The organism is Rahnella sp. BCC 1045 (assembly GCF_019049615.1).
Lineage (GTDB): Bacteria > Pseudomonadota > Gammaproteobacteria > Enterobacterales > Enterobacteriaceae > Rahnella > Rahnella contaminans.
Window position 1 is genome coordinate 104,991 of the sequence record NZ_JAFMOZ010000125.1, and the last position, 14,427, is coordinate 119,417.

Genomic DNA, 14,427 nt, shown 5'->3' on the forward strand with positions numbered 1-14,427 from the left:
GAAGGCAATGCTATCACAGCCTCGCCTGAGCAGGCGAGGCTTGTCTGGATCAATGCCCGTCGAAAGAAACCAGGCTGTAGCAGTTGATGCTTAAATCGTTGAGGCGTTTTTCACCGCCGAGTTCCGGCAGGTTGATGATGAAAGCGGCGTCGGTTACTTCCCCACCCAGACGGCGGATCAGTTTCGCGGTGGCTTCAATCGTGCCACCTGTTGCCAGCAAATCGTCGATCACCAGAATTTTTTCGCCAGGCTGAATAGCATCGACGTGGATTTCAAGGCTGTCAGTACCGTATTCAAGATCATACGTTTCGCTGATAGTTTTACGCGGTAATTTACCTGGCTTGCGAACGGGGACAAAACCCACGCCCAGAACCAGGGCAACCGGTGCGCCAAACAGGAAACCCCGTGCTTCGGTGCCGACCACTTTGGTCACACCGGCGTCGCGGTAACGATCGGCCAGTAACTGAATGCTTGCAGCATAAGCTTTCGGGTCTTCCAGCAAGCTGGTGACGTCACGGAACAGTATGCCTGGCTTAGGATAGTCAGGGATGGTCTTAATACTGTCTTTAATAAACTGTAGCTGCTGTGCGGTAGCGGTCATAATGTTAATTGCCTGATAAAGCTGCTGTTCATACTTAAACGCGGGCGGTCAAATGTCCCCCGTCACGCTCATATAAAGCATGCCGTTTAAGGAAGGAAATTGGGAGCGCACCGACGTACGAGATGCCCAAATCTATGCAAAGCTGCTTTAAAAAGCAACCCGCAGCCGGACATGATCACCTTTTTTATTGCTCAAGGTCAACCACTGGTAATCGCCACATCATGATCAGCAACATAAACATCATGCAGACCAATAAAATACGCACCCATAATAGCGGGACAAAATAAATCGAAATGGCGAAAGTCACTGCGATCAGGATCACTGCTTTGGGTTTTGCCCCTTTTGGCAACGCACGATGTTGCTGCCAGTGGCGAAGGTAACCGCCAAACCATGAACGATAGAGTAACCACTGGTGGAAACGTGGCGATGATCGGGCGAAACACCAGGCGGCGAGCAGCAAAAAAGGCGTCGTTGGTAGCAACGGCAAGACGACACCCAGTGTGGCCAGCACGACACATACCCAGCCACCGATAATCAACAGAACACGTTTCATGGAGAGGTTAAGGTTTTAGAATGAGGAAAGATGTGTCCCAGTGTAAACAAGTGTGAGATTGCTGTCATATCCGGGTGAGACTTGTATCGCCGGGGGTTACAGGTAAGCTAGGCGCGTCATCCAAGGAGAGTCGCCGTGAGCACAGAACGAATTTTACATGTCCTTGATCAGCAGATAGAAACGCTGGCGCGGGAAATTGAGCCGATTGGCCACGTTTCGGCTTCTCAGGCGCGCTTTGATGTCGCCCTGTTTTCAACCAAAGGCACCCGTCTGCGGGATTATCTGGCTGAAATAAAAATCAATTTGCAGCAACTGAATCAGGAAGTTGTCGAAAAGCGTTCAGCGCAGGTGGCTTTTATTGCCGAACGACTGGTGGCGCAAATTACCGCCATGCAGCGCGAACTGGCGACGCAAACATTGCGGAAAACGCACCAGACGCCGGAACGCAAAAGCCATGATAACTATACGCGACTGGCGGAAACTCAGCAGTTTGAGCGCCGTCTGGTGGCAATGATTGAAGACCGGGAAACGACGCTCGGACAACTGGCTACTTTCGCCGATCAGCAGCGGGTACAGAAAGAACTGGCTGCACTGGAAGGCCGTCTGATGCGTTGTCGTCAGGCGCTGGCTAAAATTGAGAGACAAATCGAGCGTCAGGAAAAAGGTTTTTGAATCTTTATCACATTTTTTGAATCCGGCATTCAGAGCCCGCCTTTTCTTATCTATAATGATAAGTCCAAAACCTGCTTCTAATAATGTTGGCCAATATGTCAGTAGAAAATGCGCCCCCCGAACTTCAGCTTGCTGTCGATCTGATTTACCTGCTTGAGTGCAATGAAATTGCGCCCGAGACGGCTCTTGCAGCACTGGAAATCGTTCAGCGTGATTATCAGGAAAAGCTGAAAAACAGCAAAAACACGCTTTCTATCAGTTATCTCTAAGCCGTCCGCCCGGCTGCCTGTTTCAGGGGAATTCGTCGCTTTCCCCTGAATTGTCCGGCGGTAATCAGCTCTGCGGCAGCGCGTCCGGTTCATCTCCCGGTTGTCTCAGCGACCGCTTCAGTTCCTGCACTTCATTCCCGTCCTGGTTATGCAAATACACTTCCAACTGATTGAAGGCGATATTGATGTCGTTTTCGCGGCAAAGTTTATCAATGCTGCGGTTAAGCTCATCGACGGTATAACTGCGATCCCCCAGTTCACGGACATAAACCCGCAGTTCGTGATCCAGCGTGCTGGCACCGAAATTCAGGAAAAACACCAGCGGCGAAGGATCACTCATCACGCGCGGATTCTCATGCGCCGCTTGCAATAAGATCTCTTTCACTTTGTCGAGATCGGATCCGTAGGCCACACCGATTTTGATCAGCACACGGGTCACGGTGTCGCTCAGCGACCAGTTGATCAGCCGCTCAGTAACGAATGCTTTGTTCGGGATGATCACTTCTTTGCGGTCAAAGTCGATAATCGTCGTCGCGCGGATACGGATGCGGCTGACCGTGCCCGAGAACGTACCGATAGTAACGGTATCGCCAATACGCACCGGGCGTTCAAACAATATGATCAGACCCGATACGAAGTTGGCGAAAATCTCCTGCAAACCAAAGCCCAGCCCGACCGACAGTGCTGCCACCAGCCACTGCAATTTATCCCAGGAAACGCCGAGCGATCCGAGTGCAGTTATAGCGCCAATCACCGTAATCGAATAAGTCAGGATCGTGGTGATGGCGTACGACGTCCCCTGCCGCAGCTGGAGGCGCGAAAGCACCACAACTTCCAGCAATCCCGGCAAGTTGCGCGTTAAAACATACGCCACTATCACCGCCAGGAATCCAAGCAATAAATTCCCCAGTGTGACCGTTTGTTGCGTCACGGTTCCGGCCACTGTGCCGGAGTAATGCCACAGTGAAATGCTGTCGAGATAGGAAATCACCGTCAGTAAATCAGACCAAATCCAGTAAAACACGGTGGCAAAGATGAAGAACAACACCATGGTGGTCAGCCGCAAAGACTGCTGGTTAATCTGATCCAAGCCCAGCGGCGGCTCTTCTTCTACCGGTTCACTCCCTTCCGCGCCCTCTTTCGCAGCGGCAGTCTGCCGCCTTGCCAGCGCACGGCGATAAGCCAGCCGTCGCGCCGCCACACTCAGTCCTCGCAGCGCGGTGAGATACATGATGTTCCAGAAAATCAGCAGATAAAGGCTGTCAATCCAGCGACCTGCAAGACGTAGCGTGGTGTAGAAGTAGCCGGTGACGACCAGCCCTGTCAGGAAAACCGGTGCCAGCGCAATAGCCGTGACCATCACGAGACGAATGCTGTGAGAATCTTTTTCACGCCAGCCGTCGCGGGCAATCGGGAAGACCAGCACGCTCAGCGCCAGTAAGGTCAGGAATATCACTATCTGCCCGATGATGTCGTCCACCAGCCCCAGCGGCGCTTTTTCACCGCGTACCGACCAGAAGATCAGCGGCAACATCACCAGGCTCAGGCGGATCACCGAACGCCGGTAATGTGCGCATGTGGCAACCGGCGTATTAAAGTGGCGTTCATTAATGCCGCCCGGTTTGAGCATCCGGTAGCAAAAGCCCATCACAAACTGGAAGACGGCCAGCCGCTGCGCCAGCGTCCATAAAAAATCACTCGAATCAATATCGCATTGTGAAAGCCAGTAGCCGATGCCCAGCGTCAGAAACACACCCGGCAGCACATTGAGCGCGAGAAGAATCAGCGCCTGCGGCGTGTGCAGCTGGCTGTCACGCTTGAGTTGCCCGACATCATTACTCAGAGATTCGATGCGCTGGTTGATATATTTCCGGCGCCAGAGTAAAAGCAGAATGACCAGTAAAACCGGGATCGTGGCGGGCAATGAATGCAGCGCGCCCATCATCAGCTCGCCGCGCGGGAAATTAAAACTCAGACTGCTCAGCTGGTTTTTCACATCGTCAGGCAGCGACTTTATGAATTCCCAGTTCATCGGTTTGTTGCTGCTCACCCAGAAAATCTGCTGCGTCAGCGTTTCGGTCAGCGACTGGTTAATACTTATCAGTTGCTGCTGGTTAATCTGCAAATTGATTGCCAGAGAAAGCTGATTGCCGAGCTGTTTATTCAGTTGATCGAGCAGTTCACGGCGCATGTCCACAATTTGATCGAGCGCGTCGCTGATATCTTCGTTAATGTTTTCTTTGCTGGTGGCGACGACGCCCTGAATGTAACTGTCGCCCTGGAATAACGCGTCACGCTGCTGGTTAATGGTGAACTGTTCAAGGCGTAAATCGGCAATGTGCGCACTCATGTCAGTGATCAGGCCGGACGGCGGAATAGTATTTTGCTGTTGCTGATACAGGATCCGCGAAAGCAATAAGCTGCCTTTCAGTACGGTAATTTGCTCTTTAAGATCATGCTCGGCCTGCGCAGAACGGTCGAGCCAGTTTTTTACCGTGATATTTTTCTGAACCAGCTGGTTGCCCTCTTCCGTGGCGGCAATCAGACGTTCGCTGAGCTTGCGGTTAATTCCCAACTCCTGCGCCACCAGCGGGTCGTTCTGAATGTTCGAGGTATCGTCCGGCGTCTGGGCTTCTTTCGCCGTCCGCTCGGACAAAATCAGTCGCTTGCCATTTACCACTTCCTGCAATAACTGCGCGGTATGTTCGAGCTGGTTAATGTGCGCGTTGGTGTAGTCACGTTGCTTTTGGAGTAAATCCTGCAACGTGGTGTTGGCCTCGAGACTTTTGCGCTGTAAATCAATCTGCGCGCTGAGCAGCGCCTGCTGCGTCACCAGCATCGTTTGTTGTGTATTGCGAAGGTCCTGTTGCCCCGGCGACATTCCGTTGAGCTGATTACGGATTTTCTGAATCGCCAGAGAATAGCTGTACATCGCGTTCTGCACGCGTTCGGGCTGGGTTTGCAGCGAAATCAGCTGGGTGTTGAACGTCGACAAATCTTCCTGAGAGGACTGGAGATCGTCGAGCGTATCATTGAGGCGATTCTCCAGCTGACGCAGCGACAACGCGGAAAGCTGCGCTTTATCCACGTCATCTTTGGTGCTGTTCTTTAACTGATCAAGCCCGTCCATCGCAACACGCAGTTTCTGCGGCGCTTCGGCAACCTGCTGATGAAGCTGAGTGACATCCTGTTTAACCCGATCTAACGCATCCAGATATTCCAGCGTGTGAATCAAATCCTGCTGCGACAATTTATCTACCGGCGTCAGGTTCTTCTGCCGGTTTAACGCATCCAGCTGATTTTGGACTTCATTGCGGGTCGGAATATCGTTGCTGGCGGCATGACCGGGAAGGGAAAATATCAATATTGAGAGATAAATCACGAGCGTGAAAACGCGCCAAATCCCATTTTTTTTCAGGACAGAAACGTTGTCTGAAGGAACGGCCATACACCGGATAAACATACGTCAGCTTCAACTCATTTGCCGAATGAATAATATAAGGATGACAATAGCAGCGTTCGACTTTAAAGGAAGGAGAAAAGCGTTTCTGAATACAACATCAGAAAGTGAAATTTTTGGGCTGAGGTGTCAATAAAGATTGCAGACTTATTAATTGCGAGAAAACGATTACACGGTTTTGGGCGGGAGAACCAGGAAAGAGGAGTGGCGCAGCATGTCGAGATAAGTGTCCACAAACCGCTCAGCATTACTTTGTAAATCAAAGCTTTCGGGGATAAACAACCAGTTTTCCATCAGCCCGGTCAGGTAAGCCCGCAAAATAACGGCGGCCTGACGGGTATCCAGTGTGGCAGGTAATTGTTTTTCTTTAATACATCTCTCAAGAATACGTTCAATTTTACCGTATCCTTCCATATAGAGGGATTTTCTGGCTTCATGAACGGACGTCATCTCCCCAACAAATTCACATTTATGGAATATAATTTCCATCAATGCTTTACGCTGAGGATCAGTGACCGTGGCGACCAGAATGTAAATCAGGATTTCACGCAAAATACGCAGTGGATTATTCGGAAACTTTGTCTGATACTCTAGTTCGAGTACTTTAATCTGGGACTCATAGGCCTCCCAAATCGCGTTAAACAGTTCCACTTTGTTCCTGAAATGCCAATAAATTGCGCCCCGTGTCACACCGGCTGCATTCGCAATATCAGTCAGTGATGTCGACGATACCCCTCGGGCAGAAAACTCACGCACAGCCGCATCCAGTATGTGTTGCCTGGTCTCCAGCGCCTGTGATTTGGTTTTTCGTGCCATAGGATTATCTTTCAGGGGAGTTTGATTTACATACATTCTTGAATGTATGTAACATAGCATGCACATACTAAGAGCGCAGCAATGGATTTTAAGTCTTGTGATCCATTGGACAATTTGAAATCGGACACTTGAGGTTTATTTATGAACAAAAACAGAGGGTTAACGCCTCTGGCGGTAGTTCTGATGCTATCCGGAAGTTTAGCACTTACAGGATGTAACGATAAAGACGCCCAAAAAGGTGCGCCGCAAGCCCCTCAGGTAGGCGTCGTTACACTGAAAACAGAACCGCTTAATGTGACTACCGAACTTCCTGGCCGTACTGCTTCTTTCCGTATTGCTGAAGTACGTCCGCAGGTTGGCGGCATTATTCTGAAACGAAACTTCGTTGAAGGCAGCGAAATTAAAGCCGGGACCTCTTTATATCAAATTGATCCAGCCACTTATCAGGCCGCTTATGACAGCGCTAAAGGCGATCTGGTAAAAGCGCAGGCTAATGCGCAAATTTCTCGTCTTACCGTGACCCGTTACAAACCTCTGCTCGGCACTAACTACATCAGTAAGCAAGATTACGATACTGCTGTAGCGACCGCAGCGCAGGCAGATGCGGCTGTTGTAACAGCCAAAGCGGCTGTTGAAACGGCGCGTATCAATCTGGCTTACACCAAAGTGACCTCCCCTATCAGCGGACGTATTGGTATTTCCTCTGTGACCGAAGGCGCGCTGGTCTCTACCGGCCAGACAACCGCAATGGCGACCGTGCAGCAACTGGATCCTATCTATGTTGACGTGACCCAGTCGAGCAATGACTTCCTGCGTCTGAAACAAGAACTGGCTGATGGTTCCCTGAAACAGGTGGACGGTAAAGCACAGGTCAAGCTGCTGTTGGATAACGGTAAAGAATATACGCAGGCGGGTACATTAGAATTCTCTGATGTGACGGTTGATGAAACGACGGGCTCCATTACGTTGCGTGCCATTTTCCCTAACCCACAAGGTTCGTTGCTGCCGGGCATGTTCGTGCGTGCGCGTCTTGATGAAGGGGTAAACAACAACGCTCTGCTGGTTCCTCAGCAAGGTATCACCCGTAACCCACGCGGTGATGCGACAGCGATGGTGGTAGGTGCTGACAATAAAGTTGAACTTCGCACTGTCACCACAACGCAGGCAATCGGCGACAAATGGGTCGTGACCGATGGCCTGAAAAGTGGCGATAAAGTTATCGTGACAGGTCTGCAAAAAATTAAGCCAGGCGTACCGGTTACTGCACAGGAAGTTGATCAAAACGCAGCAGCACCCGCTACAGCGACGAAGTCTTAATAGGAGCCGGTAATTCATGGCTAAGTTTTTTATAGATCGTCCCATCTTTGCATGGGTGATCGCCATCATCATCATGTTGGCGGGGGCACTGGCAATTCTTAAATTGCCTATTGCACAGTATCCAACCGTTGCGCCACCGGCTATCCAGCTGACCGCAACTTACCCGGGTGCGGATGCGCAGACGGTACAGGATACGGTCACGCAGGTTATCGAACAGAACATGAACGGTATCGACAACATGATGTACATGTCGTCGACCAGTGACTCTTCTGGTACGGTTCAGATCACCCTGACCTTTGCTTCTGGTACCGACGCGGATATCGCGCAGGTTCAGGTACAGAACAAACTGCAGTTGGCAACACCGTTGCTGCCGCAGGAAGTTCAGCAACAGGGTATCTCCGTTGAGAAATCGAGCAGCAGCTTCCTGATGGTAGCGGGCTTTATCTCCAACAACGGTACGATGACCCAGGATGACATCGCCGACTACGTCGGTTCGAACATCAAAGACCCGGTCAGCCGTACCGCCGGTGTGGGTGACGTTCAGCTGTTTGGTGCCCAGTACGCGATGCGTATCTGGATGGATCCGAACAAGCTGAATAACTTCCAGCTGACGCCGGTTGATGTCATCAACGCAATCAAAATTCAGAACAACCAGATTGCCGCAGGCCAGCTCGGTGGTACACCACCGGTTCCGGGCCAACAGCTGAACTCCTCTATCGTGGCGCAGACTCGTCTGAAGTCCGCTGATGAGTTCGGTAAAATCATTCTGAAAGTGAATCAGGATGGCTCTCAGGTACGTTTGAAAGATGTGGCAAAAATTGAACTCGGTGGTGAAAACTACGATGTTATTGCCCGCTTCAACGGACAACCTGCTTCTGGTTTAGGGATCAAACTGGCGACCGGCGCTAACGCCCTTGATACAGCAGCATCGGTCAAGGCAACGCTGGCTAAGCTTCAGCCATTCTTCCCGGCTGGCCTGGAAGTCGTTTACCCGTACGATACAACGCCGTTCGTTAAAATCTCGATCAAGGAAGTGGGTAAAACACTGTTCGAAGCTATCGTTCTGGTGTTCCTCGTCATGTTCCTGTTCCTGCAAAACTTCCGCGCAACGCTGATCCCAACCATCGCGGTTCCGGTCGTATTGCTCGGTACATTTGCGATTCTGGCAGCATTCGGATACTCGATAAACACCCTGACGATGTTCGGGATGGTGCTTGCGATAGGCTTGCTCGTCGATGATGCCATCGTGGTGGTAGAAAACGTCGAGCGCGTGATGGTCGAAGACGGCCTGCCGCCAAAAGAAGCCACCAAGAAATCCATGGAGCAAATCCAGGGTGCTCTGGTCGGTATCGCGATGGTGCTGTCCGCAGTATTCATCCCGATGGCCTTCTTCGGCGGTTCTACCGGTGTTATCTACCGTCAGTTCTCCATCACTATCGTTTCGGCCATGGTGTTGTCTGTTCTGGTGGCGATGATCCTGACGCCAGCGCTGTGTGCGACCATGCTTAAGCCGGTTGCCAAAGGCGAGCATCACGAGAAGAAAGGCTTCTTCGGCTGGTTTAACAAGAAATTTGAGCAAAGCACGCACCACTACACCGACAGCGTAGGCAACATTCTGCGCAGCACCGGTCGTTATCTGGTGATTTATCTGTTGATCGTTGTCGGCATGGCGTTCCTGTTTATTCGCCTGCCAACCTCCTTCCTGCCGGAAGAAGACCAGGGCGTATTCCTGACCATGGCGCAGTTGCCAGCAGGTGCGACGCAGGAACGTACGCAGAAAGTGCTCGATGAAGTCAGCAATTACTACCTGACCAAAGAAAAGGCCAACGTAAACTCCGTGTTTACCGTTAACGGCTTTGGCTTTGCAGGTCGTGGTCAGAACACCGGTATCGCGTTCGTCAGTCTGAAAGACTGGTCTGAACGTGGCGGAGCTGAGAACAAGGTTCCTGCGATTGCAGGCCGTGCAATGGGCGCTTTCAGTACCATCAAAGATGCGCTGGTGTTCCCGTTCAACTTACCGGCAATTGTTGAGTTAGGTACGGCAACAGGCTTCGACTTCCAGCTGATTGACCAGGCTAACCTTGGGCATGACAAACTGACCCAGGCACGTAACCAGTTGCTGGGCATGGTTGCTCAGCATCCTGACTTACTGACTCAGGTTCGTCCAAACGGTCTGGAAGATACACCACAGTTCAAAATCGAAATTGATCAGGAAAAAGCAACGGCTCTTGGCGTTTCAATTTCCGACATCAACACCACATTAGGTGCATCGATTGGTGGTAGCTACGTCAACGACTTCATCGACCGTGGTCGTGTGAAGAAGGTGTACGTACAAGCTGAAAACAAATATCGCATGCTGCCTTCCGATATTAATAATCTGTATGTCCGTGGCAGCGCAGGCCAGATGGTACCGTTCTCCGCGTTCTCGAGCGCGAAATGGGAATACGGTTCACCGCGTCTGGAACGTTATAATGGTCTGCCTTCGATGGAAATCCTGGGTCAGCCAGCACCGGGTAAAAGTAGTGGTGATGCGATGGCAATGATGGAGTCTCTGGCTTCTAAACTGCCAAACGGTATCGGCTTTGACTGGACTGGTTTGTCTTATCAGGAACGTCTGTCAGGTAACCAGGCTCCGGCACTGTACGCCATCTCACTGATTGTCGTCTTCCTGTGTCTGGCGGCGTTGTATGAAAGCTGGTCTATACCGTTCTCGGTTATGCTGGTAGTGCCGCTCGGTGTGGTCGGTGCGCTTCTGGCCGCGACAATGCGTGGCCTGAGCAACGACGTTTACTTCCAGGTAGGTCTGTTGACCACCATCGGGTTGTCCGCGAAGAACGCCATATTGATTGTCGAATTCGCCAAAGACCTGATGGATAAAGAAGGTAAAGGTCTCATCGAATCAACTCTGGAGGCGGTTCGTATGCGTCTGCGTCCGATTCTGATGACCTCACTGGCCTTTATCCTCGGTGTAATGCCGCTGGTTATCAGTTCCGGTGCAGGTTCCGGTTCTCAGAACGCCGTAGGTACCGGCGTAATGGGCGGGATGATCACTGCAACACTGCTGGCGATTTTCTTTGTTCCGGTCTTCTTCGTGGTGGTTCGCCGCCGCTTTGGTAAGAAGAACGAAGACATCGAACATACCCACAAAGTAGAGCATCCGACGCTGTAAGAGGATACGCTCCATAGAAAAGGCCGCATATGCGGCCTTTTTTTTCGCCTGAGTCTTGAACCGGAAAACAGATGGGTGCATACTTATTGTTATAGTATAACATAACATTTCGAGGCATTATGAAACCCGCTATACATCCTGCGTATCGCACCGTGGTTTTTCACGACACCAGCGCAGACGAATACTTCAAAGTCGGTTCAACCATTTCTACTGACCGGACCATTGAACTGGAAGGCGCAACCTATCCGTATGTGACTATCGAAGTCTCTTCAGCGTCACATCCGTATTACACCGGCAAGCAGAAAGAATATTCCAAAGAAGGCAGCACCGCGCGCTTCAATCAGCGCTTTGGCAGCTTCCTCGGTAAGAAATAAACCACTCCAGGGAAAATGAAATGCAGGTTCTCAGTTCATTACGTTCAGCTAAAAACCGACATCCGGATTGCCGCGTAGTCCGTCGTAAAGGCCGGATTTATGTGATTTGTAAAAGTAATCCACGCTTCAAAGCGGTACAGGGTAAAAAGAAGAAACGTTAATATTTTCTGCTGGCCCGTTTACCCATAAAACAAAAGCCCCGCCGCTTGCCCGACGGGGCTTTTTCTATGATTAAGACATGATGTAAACCTCCCCACAGTATGACCGTGAGGAGGGAAATCTTATTTCATGCTGGCGACAATCGTCTCAACGTTATGCTTGAACGCTTTCACATAAGTCGTTGCCGGACCTTGCGGGCCTGACAATGCTTCCGGATACAACTCTCCACCCGGTTGCGCCCCGCTGGCAGCAGCAATCTGCTTCACCAGACGTGGATCGGTTTGGTTCTCGATGAAGTAAGTTTTCACTTTCTCTTCTTTAATCTGCTTAATCAGTGAAGCCACACCACTGGCGCTGGCTTCCGCTTCGGTAGAAAAACCGACCGGAGCCATAAAGCTGACGTGATATTCCTGACCGAAATAACCAAATGCGTCATGACTGGTCAGCACTTTACGTTTTGACTGAGGGATACCGGTGAATTCCGTTTTCGCCCAGGCATCCAGCTTTTGTAACTGCTCAATGTAAGCCGTGCCGCGCTGGCGGAAATAATCCGCATCTTCCGGATCGGCTTTGATCAGCGCATTCATCACATTGGTCGCGTAAATCACGCCGTTCGCCATGCTGTTCCAGGCATGAGGATCGGTGATTTGCTTACCGTCTTCTTCCATCTTGCGGGAATTAACACCTTCAGATGCCGTTACCAGATGGCCTTTATAACCGGAAGCTTTCACCAGTCGATCAATCCACCCTTCCAGCCCCAAACCGCTGACAAACACGACGTCAGACGCATTGATGGCTTTGCTGTCTTTCGGTGAAGGTTCAAAACTGTGCGGATCACCATCCGGCCCGACTAACGTCGTAACCTTAACGTGTTCGCCCCCGACTTCCTGAACGATGTCACCCAGAATAGAAAAACTGGCTACCGCGTCTACGGTTTTCGCCATTGCCAGCGGGCTCGACAGCAGGGCAGCTACTGCGAGTGATACAGGTAATACTTTCATCATGTCCCCTTAATAGTGGTACTTCTTAACAACGCGAGGCCGTTAACATCCCGCCGCGCTTTCCAAATAAAACTGAAATAAAGAAAATAACGGTCGCGCTCAGCACAATCGCCGGTCCCGCCGGCAACGATGCGTAATAAGACCAGATCAGCCCTACCACGCTGGCGATGACACCAATGATCATGGCGCTCAGTAAGGTGTGCGGTAAATCCCGTGCCCAGAAACGTGCGCTGGCCGCAGGCAGCATCATTAAACCGACTGACATCAGCGTGCCGAGGATCTGGAAACCGGCAACCAGATTGATGACGACCAGCGCCAGAAAAATACCGTGGATCGCCGCCAGCCATTTCCCGGCGCTGACACGAAGAAATAAAGCGTCGAAAGATTCAATCACCAGCGCGCGATAAATACAGGCCAGCACCAGCAATGACAGACTGGTGATAATGCCGACCATAATCATGGCGGAAGAATCGATGGCCAGAATAGAACCGAACAAAACGTGCAGAAGGTCGACGCTCGAGCCGCGCAGCGAAACCAGCGTGACGCCGAGCGCCAGCGAGCCGAGATAAAATCCGGCAAAACTGGCGTCTTCTTTAAGCTGCGTTCTGCGGCTCACCAGCCCGGATAACATGGCAACCGCCAGCCCTGCAATAAACCCGCCGATCCCCATTGCGACCAGCGACATACCCGAAATCAGATAGCCGATAGCGGCACCGGGCAATACCGCGTGCGAAAGTGCATCGCCGACCAGACTCATACGACGTAATAACAGGAAAACGCCCAACGGCGTGGCGCTGATTGATAATGCGATACAGGCGATTAAGGCGCGGCGCATAAAGCCGAATTCAATAAAGGGATCGGCCAGCAAATGAAAAAGCATCATGAATTTGCGACTCCCGCCGCCAGAGAGAAAGGTTCTGCCGAGACGCAGGCATGCGCCTGATGAGGAAAATGTCTGAGAACGTCGTGCGCACTTCCCCACAGATTTTGGCTTGCGCTGAGATAAAGCACATGGGGAAAATGCCGGGCAACCATAGAGATGTCGTGTAAAACTGCGATCACGGTTTTACCTTCCTGATGCCACTGCGCAATGACTTTCAGCAGCAGTTCAGTCGTCTGGCTGTCGATGCCGGTAAACGGCTCATCGAGCATAATTAACGGCGCCTGCTGAACCAGCAAACGCGCGAACAACGTGCGCTGCAACTGACCGCCGGAAAGCGAACCCACAGGAAGCAGTGACATTTCTGTCATGCCGACAGTATCTAACGCCTTTGCCACCGCCGCCGCAGACTGGCGACTAATTCCGCCAAACAAACCGCTTTGCGGCCAGCAGCCCATAGCGACCAGATCAAAGACGCTGATAGGAAATCCGCGATCCAGTTCGGCCTGCTGCGGTAAATACGCCAGCCGCGGACGCTTGCCACTGGTAAACGTAATATCGCCCGCCACAGACTGTTGCAGACCTGCGAGTGTTTTCAGAAACGTCGATTTCCCTGCACCGTTCGCGCCGATAATGGCCGTCAGTGAACCACTTCGAAACTGCCCGTTCAACGGCATGGCAACCGCATGCCGGTCATAACCGACTTCGACATTATTAACAAAAATCATGGTAGTGAAATCGCCCAATAAATCGCAGCCCATAAAACAACGAGCACAGCCAGTACCGCAACGCAGCGTACCGGCGAAGAAAGCGTAAAGAGTGTTTTAGTCATGGCCCCTCCATTCGTTACAATATAACATCACAAACCAAACTGCAGAGCAATACGTGAACTGTTTCAGTTTTTTACCGGCTGGAGGATTTCAGCCGGTGCCCTGGCACCGAACTGCGGGCAAAAATGTCAGAAAAGGGTAAAAATTGATGTGCTGATGATAATTTTCATGAGAATCAGAAAGTTATAAAATTTCTGTCAGGTTTTTTTTTTCACTGGTCAAAACACATCCTGTTAAAAATGTGCAATAATGAAAAGGTAAGTGAGTAAGAGGTAATTACTGTTGAAGAAAATCATCCCTTACGATATTAATGAGAAAATTCTATC

13 protein-coding genes are annotated in these 14,427 nt (G+C 51.1%); 6 read left to right on the forward strand and 7 right to left on the reverse strand.

Annotation, left to right across the window (positions count from 1 at the left end; genetic code table 11):
* Positions 1 to 49 precede the first annotated feature (49 nt).
* Both apt and J1782_RS12325 read right to left on the reverse strand, forming a co-directional pair.
* Complete coding sequence (gene apt / locus J1782_RS12320; protein WP_152327899.1) at positions 50 to 601, reverse strand: adenine phosphoribosyltransferase; 552 nt, start codon at positions 599 to 601, stop codon at positions 50 to 52.
* 184 nt (positions 602 to 785) lie between these two features.
* Positions 786 to 1,154, reverse strand: coding sequence for a DUF454 family protein (locus J1782_RS12325; protein ID WP_152327898.1), 369 nt, complete (start codon positions 1,152 to 1,154; stop codon positions 786 to 788).
* 135 nt (positions 1,155 to 1,289) lie between these two features.
* Here J1782_RS12325 and priC point away from each other — a divergent pair, with 135 nt between their 5' ends.
* Both priC and rsmS read left to right on the forward strand, forming a co-directional pair.
* Complete coding sequence (gene priC, locus J1782_RS12330) at positions 1,290 to 1,826, forward strand: primosomal replication protein PriC (protein ID WP_152327897.1); 537 nt, start codon at positions 1,290 to 1,292, stop codon at positions 1,824 to 1,826.
* A 95-nt stretch (positions 1,827 to 1,921) separates the two neighbouring features.
* Complete coding sequence (rsmS, locus tag J1782_RS12335; protein ID WP_101075801.1) at positions 1,922 to 2,095, forward strand: pleiotropic regulatory protein RsmS; 174 nt, start codon at positions 1,922 to 1,924, stop codon at positions 2,093 to 2,095.
* A gap of 64 nt (positions 2,096 to 2,159) precedes the next feature.
* Here rsmS and mscK read toward each other — a convergent pair whose 3' ends face one another.
* Positions 2,160 to 5,543 (reverse strand): mechanosensitive channel MscK, encoded by a 3,384-nt coding sequence (mscK, locus tag J1782_RS12340; protein ID WP_371819777.1) that lies wholly within the window; start codon positions 5,541 to 5,543, stop codon positions 2,160 to 2,162.
* A gap of 180 nt (positions 5,544 to 5,723) precedes the next feature.
* Complete coding sequence (acrR, locus tag J1782_RS12345) at positions 5,724 to 6,371, reverse strand: multidrug efflux transporter transcriptional repressor AcrR (RefSeq protein WP_195814286.1); 648 nt, start codon at positions 6,369 to 6,371, stop codon at positions 5,724 to 5,726.
* A 141-nt stretch (positions 6,372 to 6,512) separates the two neighbouring features.
* Between acrR and J1782_RS12350 the strand changes: the two genes are divergently transcribed.
* From J1782_RS12350 to ykgO, 4 genes are all read left to right on the forward strand, one after another.
* Positions 6,513 to 7,688: an efflux RND transporter periplasmic adaptor subunit gene (locus J1782_RS12350; RefSeq protein ID WP_152327894.1), complete on the forward strand. Its 1,176-nt coding sequence runs from the start codon at positions 6,513 to 6,515 to the stop codon at positions 7,686 to 7,688.
* Between the two features lie 16 nt (positions 7,689 to 7,704).
* Positions 7,705 to 10,857, forward strand: coding sequence for a multidrug efflux RND transporter permease subunit AcrB (gene acrB / locus J1782_RS12355; RefSeq protein ID WP_152327893.1), 3,153 nt, complete (start codon positions 7,705 to 7,707; stop codon positions 10,855 to 10,857).
* A gap of 119 nt (positions 10,858 to 10,976) precedes the next feature.
* Positions 10,977 to 11,231, forward strand: coding sequence for a type B 50S ribosomal protein L31 (locus tag J1782_RS12360; RefSeq protein WP_101075513.1), 255 nt, complete (start codon positions 10,977 to 10,979; stop codon positions 11,229 to 11,231).
* Positions 11,232 to 11,251: 20 nt separating this feature from the next.
* The gene (ykgO, locus tag J1782_RS12365) at positions 11,252 to 11,392 is read left to right on the forward strand and encodes a type B 50S ribosomal protein L36 (protein WP_095924976.1); all 141 of its coding nucleotides are present in this window, start codon (positions 11,252 to 11,254) and stop codon (positions 11,390 to 11,392) included.
* 120 nt (positions 11,393 to 11,512) lie between these two features.
* On the opposite strand, the gene J1782_RS12370 is transcribed toward ykgO, so the two are convergent.
* From J1782_RS12370 to J1782_RS12380, 3 genes are read right to left on the reverse strand one after another with little or no spacing between them, the layout of a single operon-like run.
* On the reverse strand, positions 11,513 to 12,391 hold the full coding sequence (locus tag J1782_RS12370) for a metal ABC transporter substrate-binding protein (RefSeq protein ID WP_152328028.1): 879 nt from the start codon (positions 12,389 to 12,391) through the stop codon (positions 11,513 to 11,515).
* Between the two features lie 25 nt (positions 12,392 to 12,416).
* Complete coding sequence (locus tag J1782_RS12375) at positions 12,417 to 13,274, reverse strand: metal ABC transporter permease (RefSeq protein WP_165059320.1); 858 nt, start codon at positions 13,272 to 13,274, stop codon at positions 12,417 to 12,419.
* Positions 13,271 to 13,999: a metal ABC transporter ATP-binding protein gene (locus J1782_RS12380; protein ID WP_217153250.1), complete on the reverse strand. Its 729-nt coding sequence runs from the start codon at positions 13,997 to 13,999 to the stop codon at positions 13,271 to 13,273. The genes J1782_RS12375 and J1782_RS12380 overlap by 4 nt, the downstream gene beginning before the upstream one ends.
* Between the last annotated feature and the right edge of the window lie 428 nt (positions 14,000 to 14,427).

Bases quoted from the DNA above. Each gene is read 5' to 3' on its own strand.
- apt (WP_152327899.1), bottom strand. From the start codon at position 601: ATGACCGCTACCGCACAGCAGCTACAGTTTATTAAAGACAGTATTAAG.
- J1782_RS12325 (WP_152327898.1), bottom strand. From the start codon at position 1,154: ATGAAACGTGTTCTGTTGATTATCGGTGGCTGGGTATGTGTCGTGCTG.
- rsmS (WP_101075801.1), top strand. From the start codon at position 1,922: ATGTCAGTAGAAAATGCGCCCCCCGAACTTCAGCTTGCTGTCGATCTG.
- mscK (WP_371819777.1), bottom strand. From the start codon at position 5,543: ATGGCCGTTCCTTCAGACAACGTTTCTGTCCTGAAAAAAAATGGGATT.
- acrR (WP_195814286.1), bottom strand. From the start codon at position 6,371: ATGGCACGAAAAACCAAATCACAGGCGCTGGAGACCAGGCAACACATA.
- J1782_RS12350 (WP_152327894.1), top strand. From the start codon at position 6,513: ATGAACAAAAACAGAGGGTTAACGCCTCTGGCGGTAGTTCTGATGCTA.
- acrB (WP_152327893.1), top strand. From the start codon at position 7,705: ATGGCTAAGTTTTTTATAGATCGTCCCATCTTTGCATGGGTGATCGCC.
- J1782_RS12360 (WP_101075513.1), top strand. From the start codon at position 10,977: ATGAAACCCGCTATACATCCTGCGTATCGCACCGTGGTTTTTCACGAC.
- ykgO (WP_095924976.1), top strand. From the start codon at position 11,252: ATGCAGGTTCTCAGTTCATTACGTTCAGCTAAAAACCGACATCCGGAT.
- J1782_RS12370 (WP_152328028.1), bottom strand. From the start codon at position 12,391: ATGAAAGTATTACCTGTATCACTCGCAGTAGCTGCCCTGCTGTCGAGC.
- J1782_RS12375 (WP_165059320.1), bottom strand. From the start codon at position 13,274: ATGATGCTTTTTCATTTGCTGGCCGATCCCTTTATTGAATTCGGCTTT.
- J1782_RS12380 (WP_217153250.1), bottom strand. From the start codon at position 13,999: ATGATTTTTGTTAATAATGTCGAAGTCGGTTATGACCGGCATGCGGTT.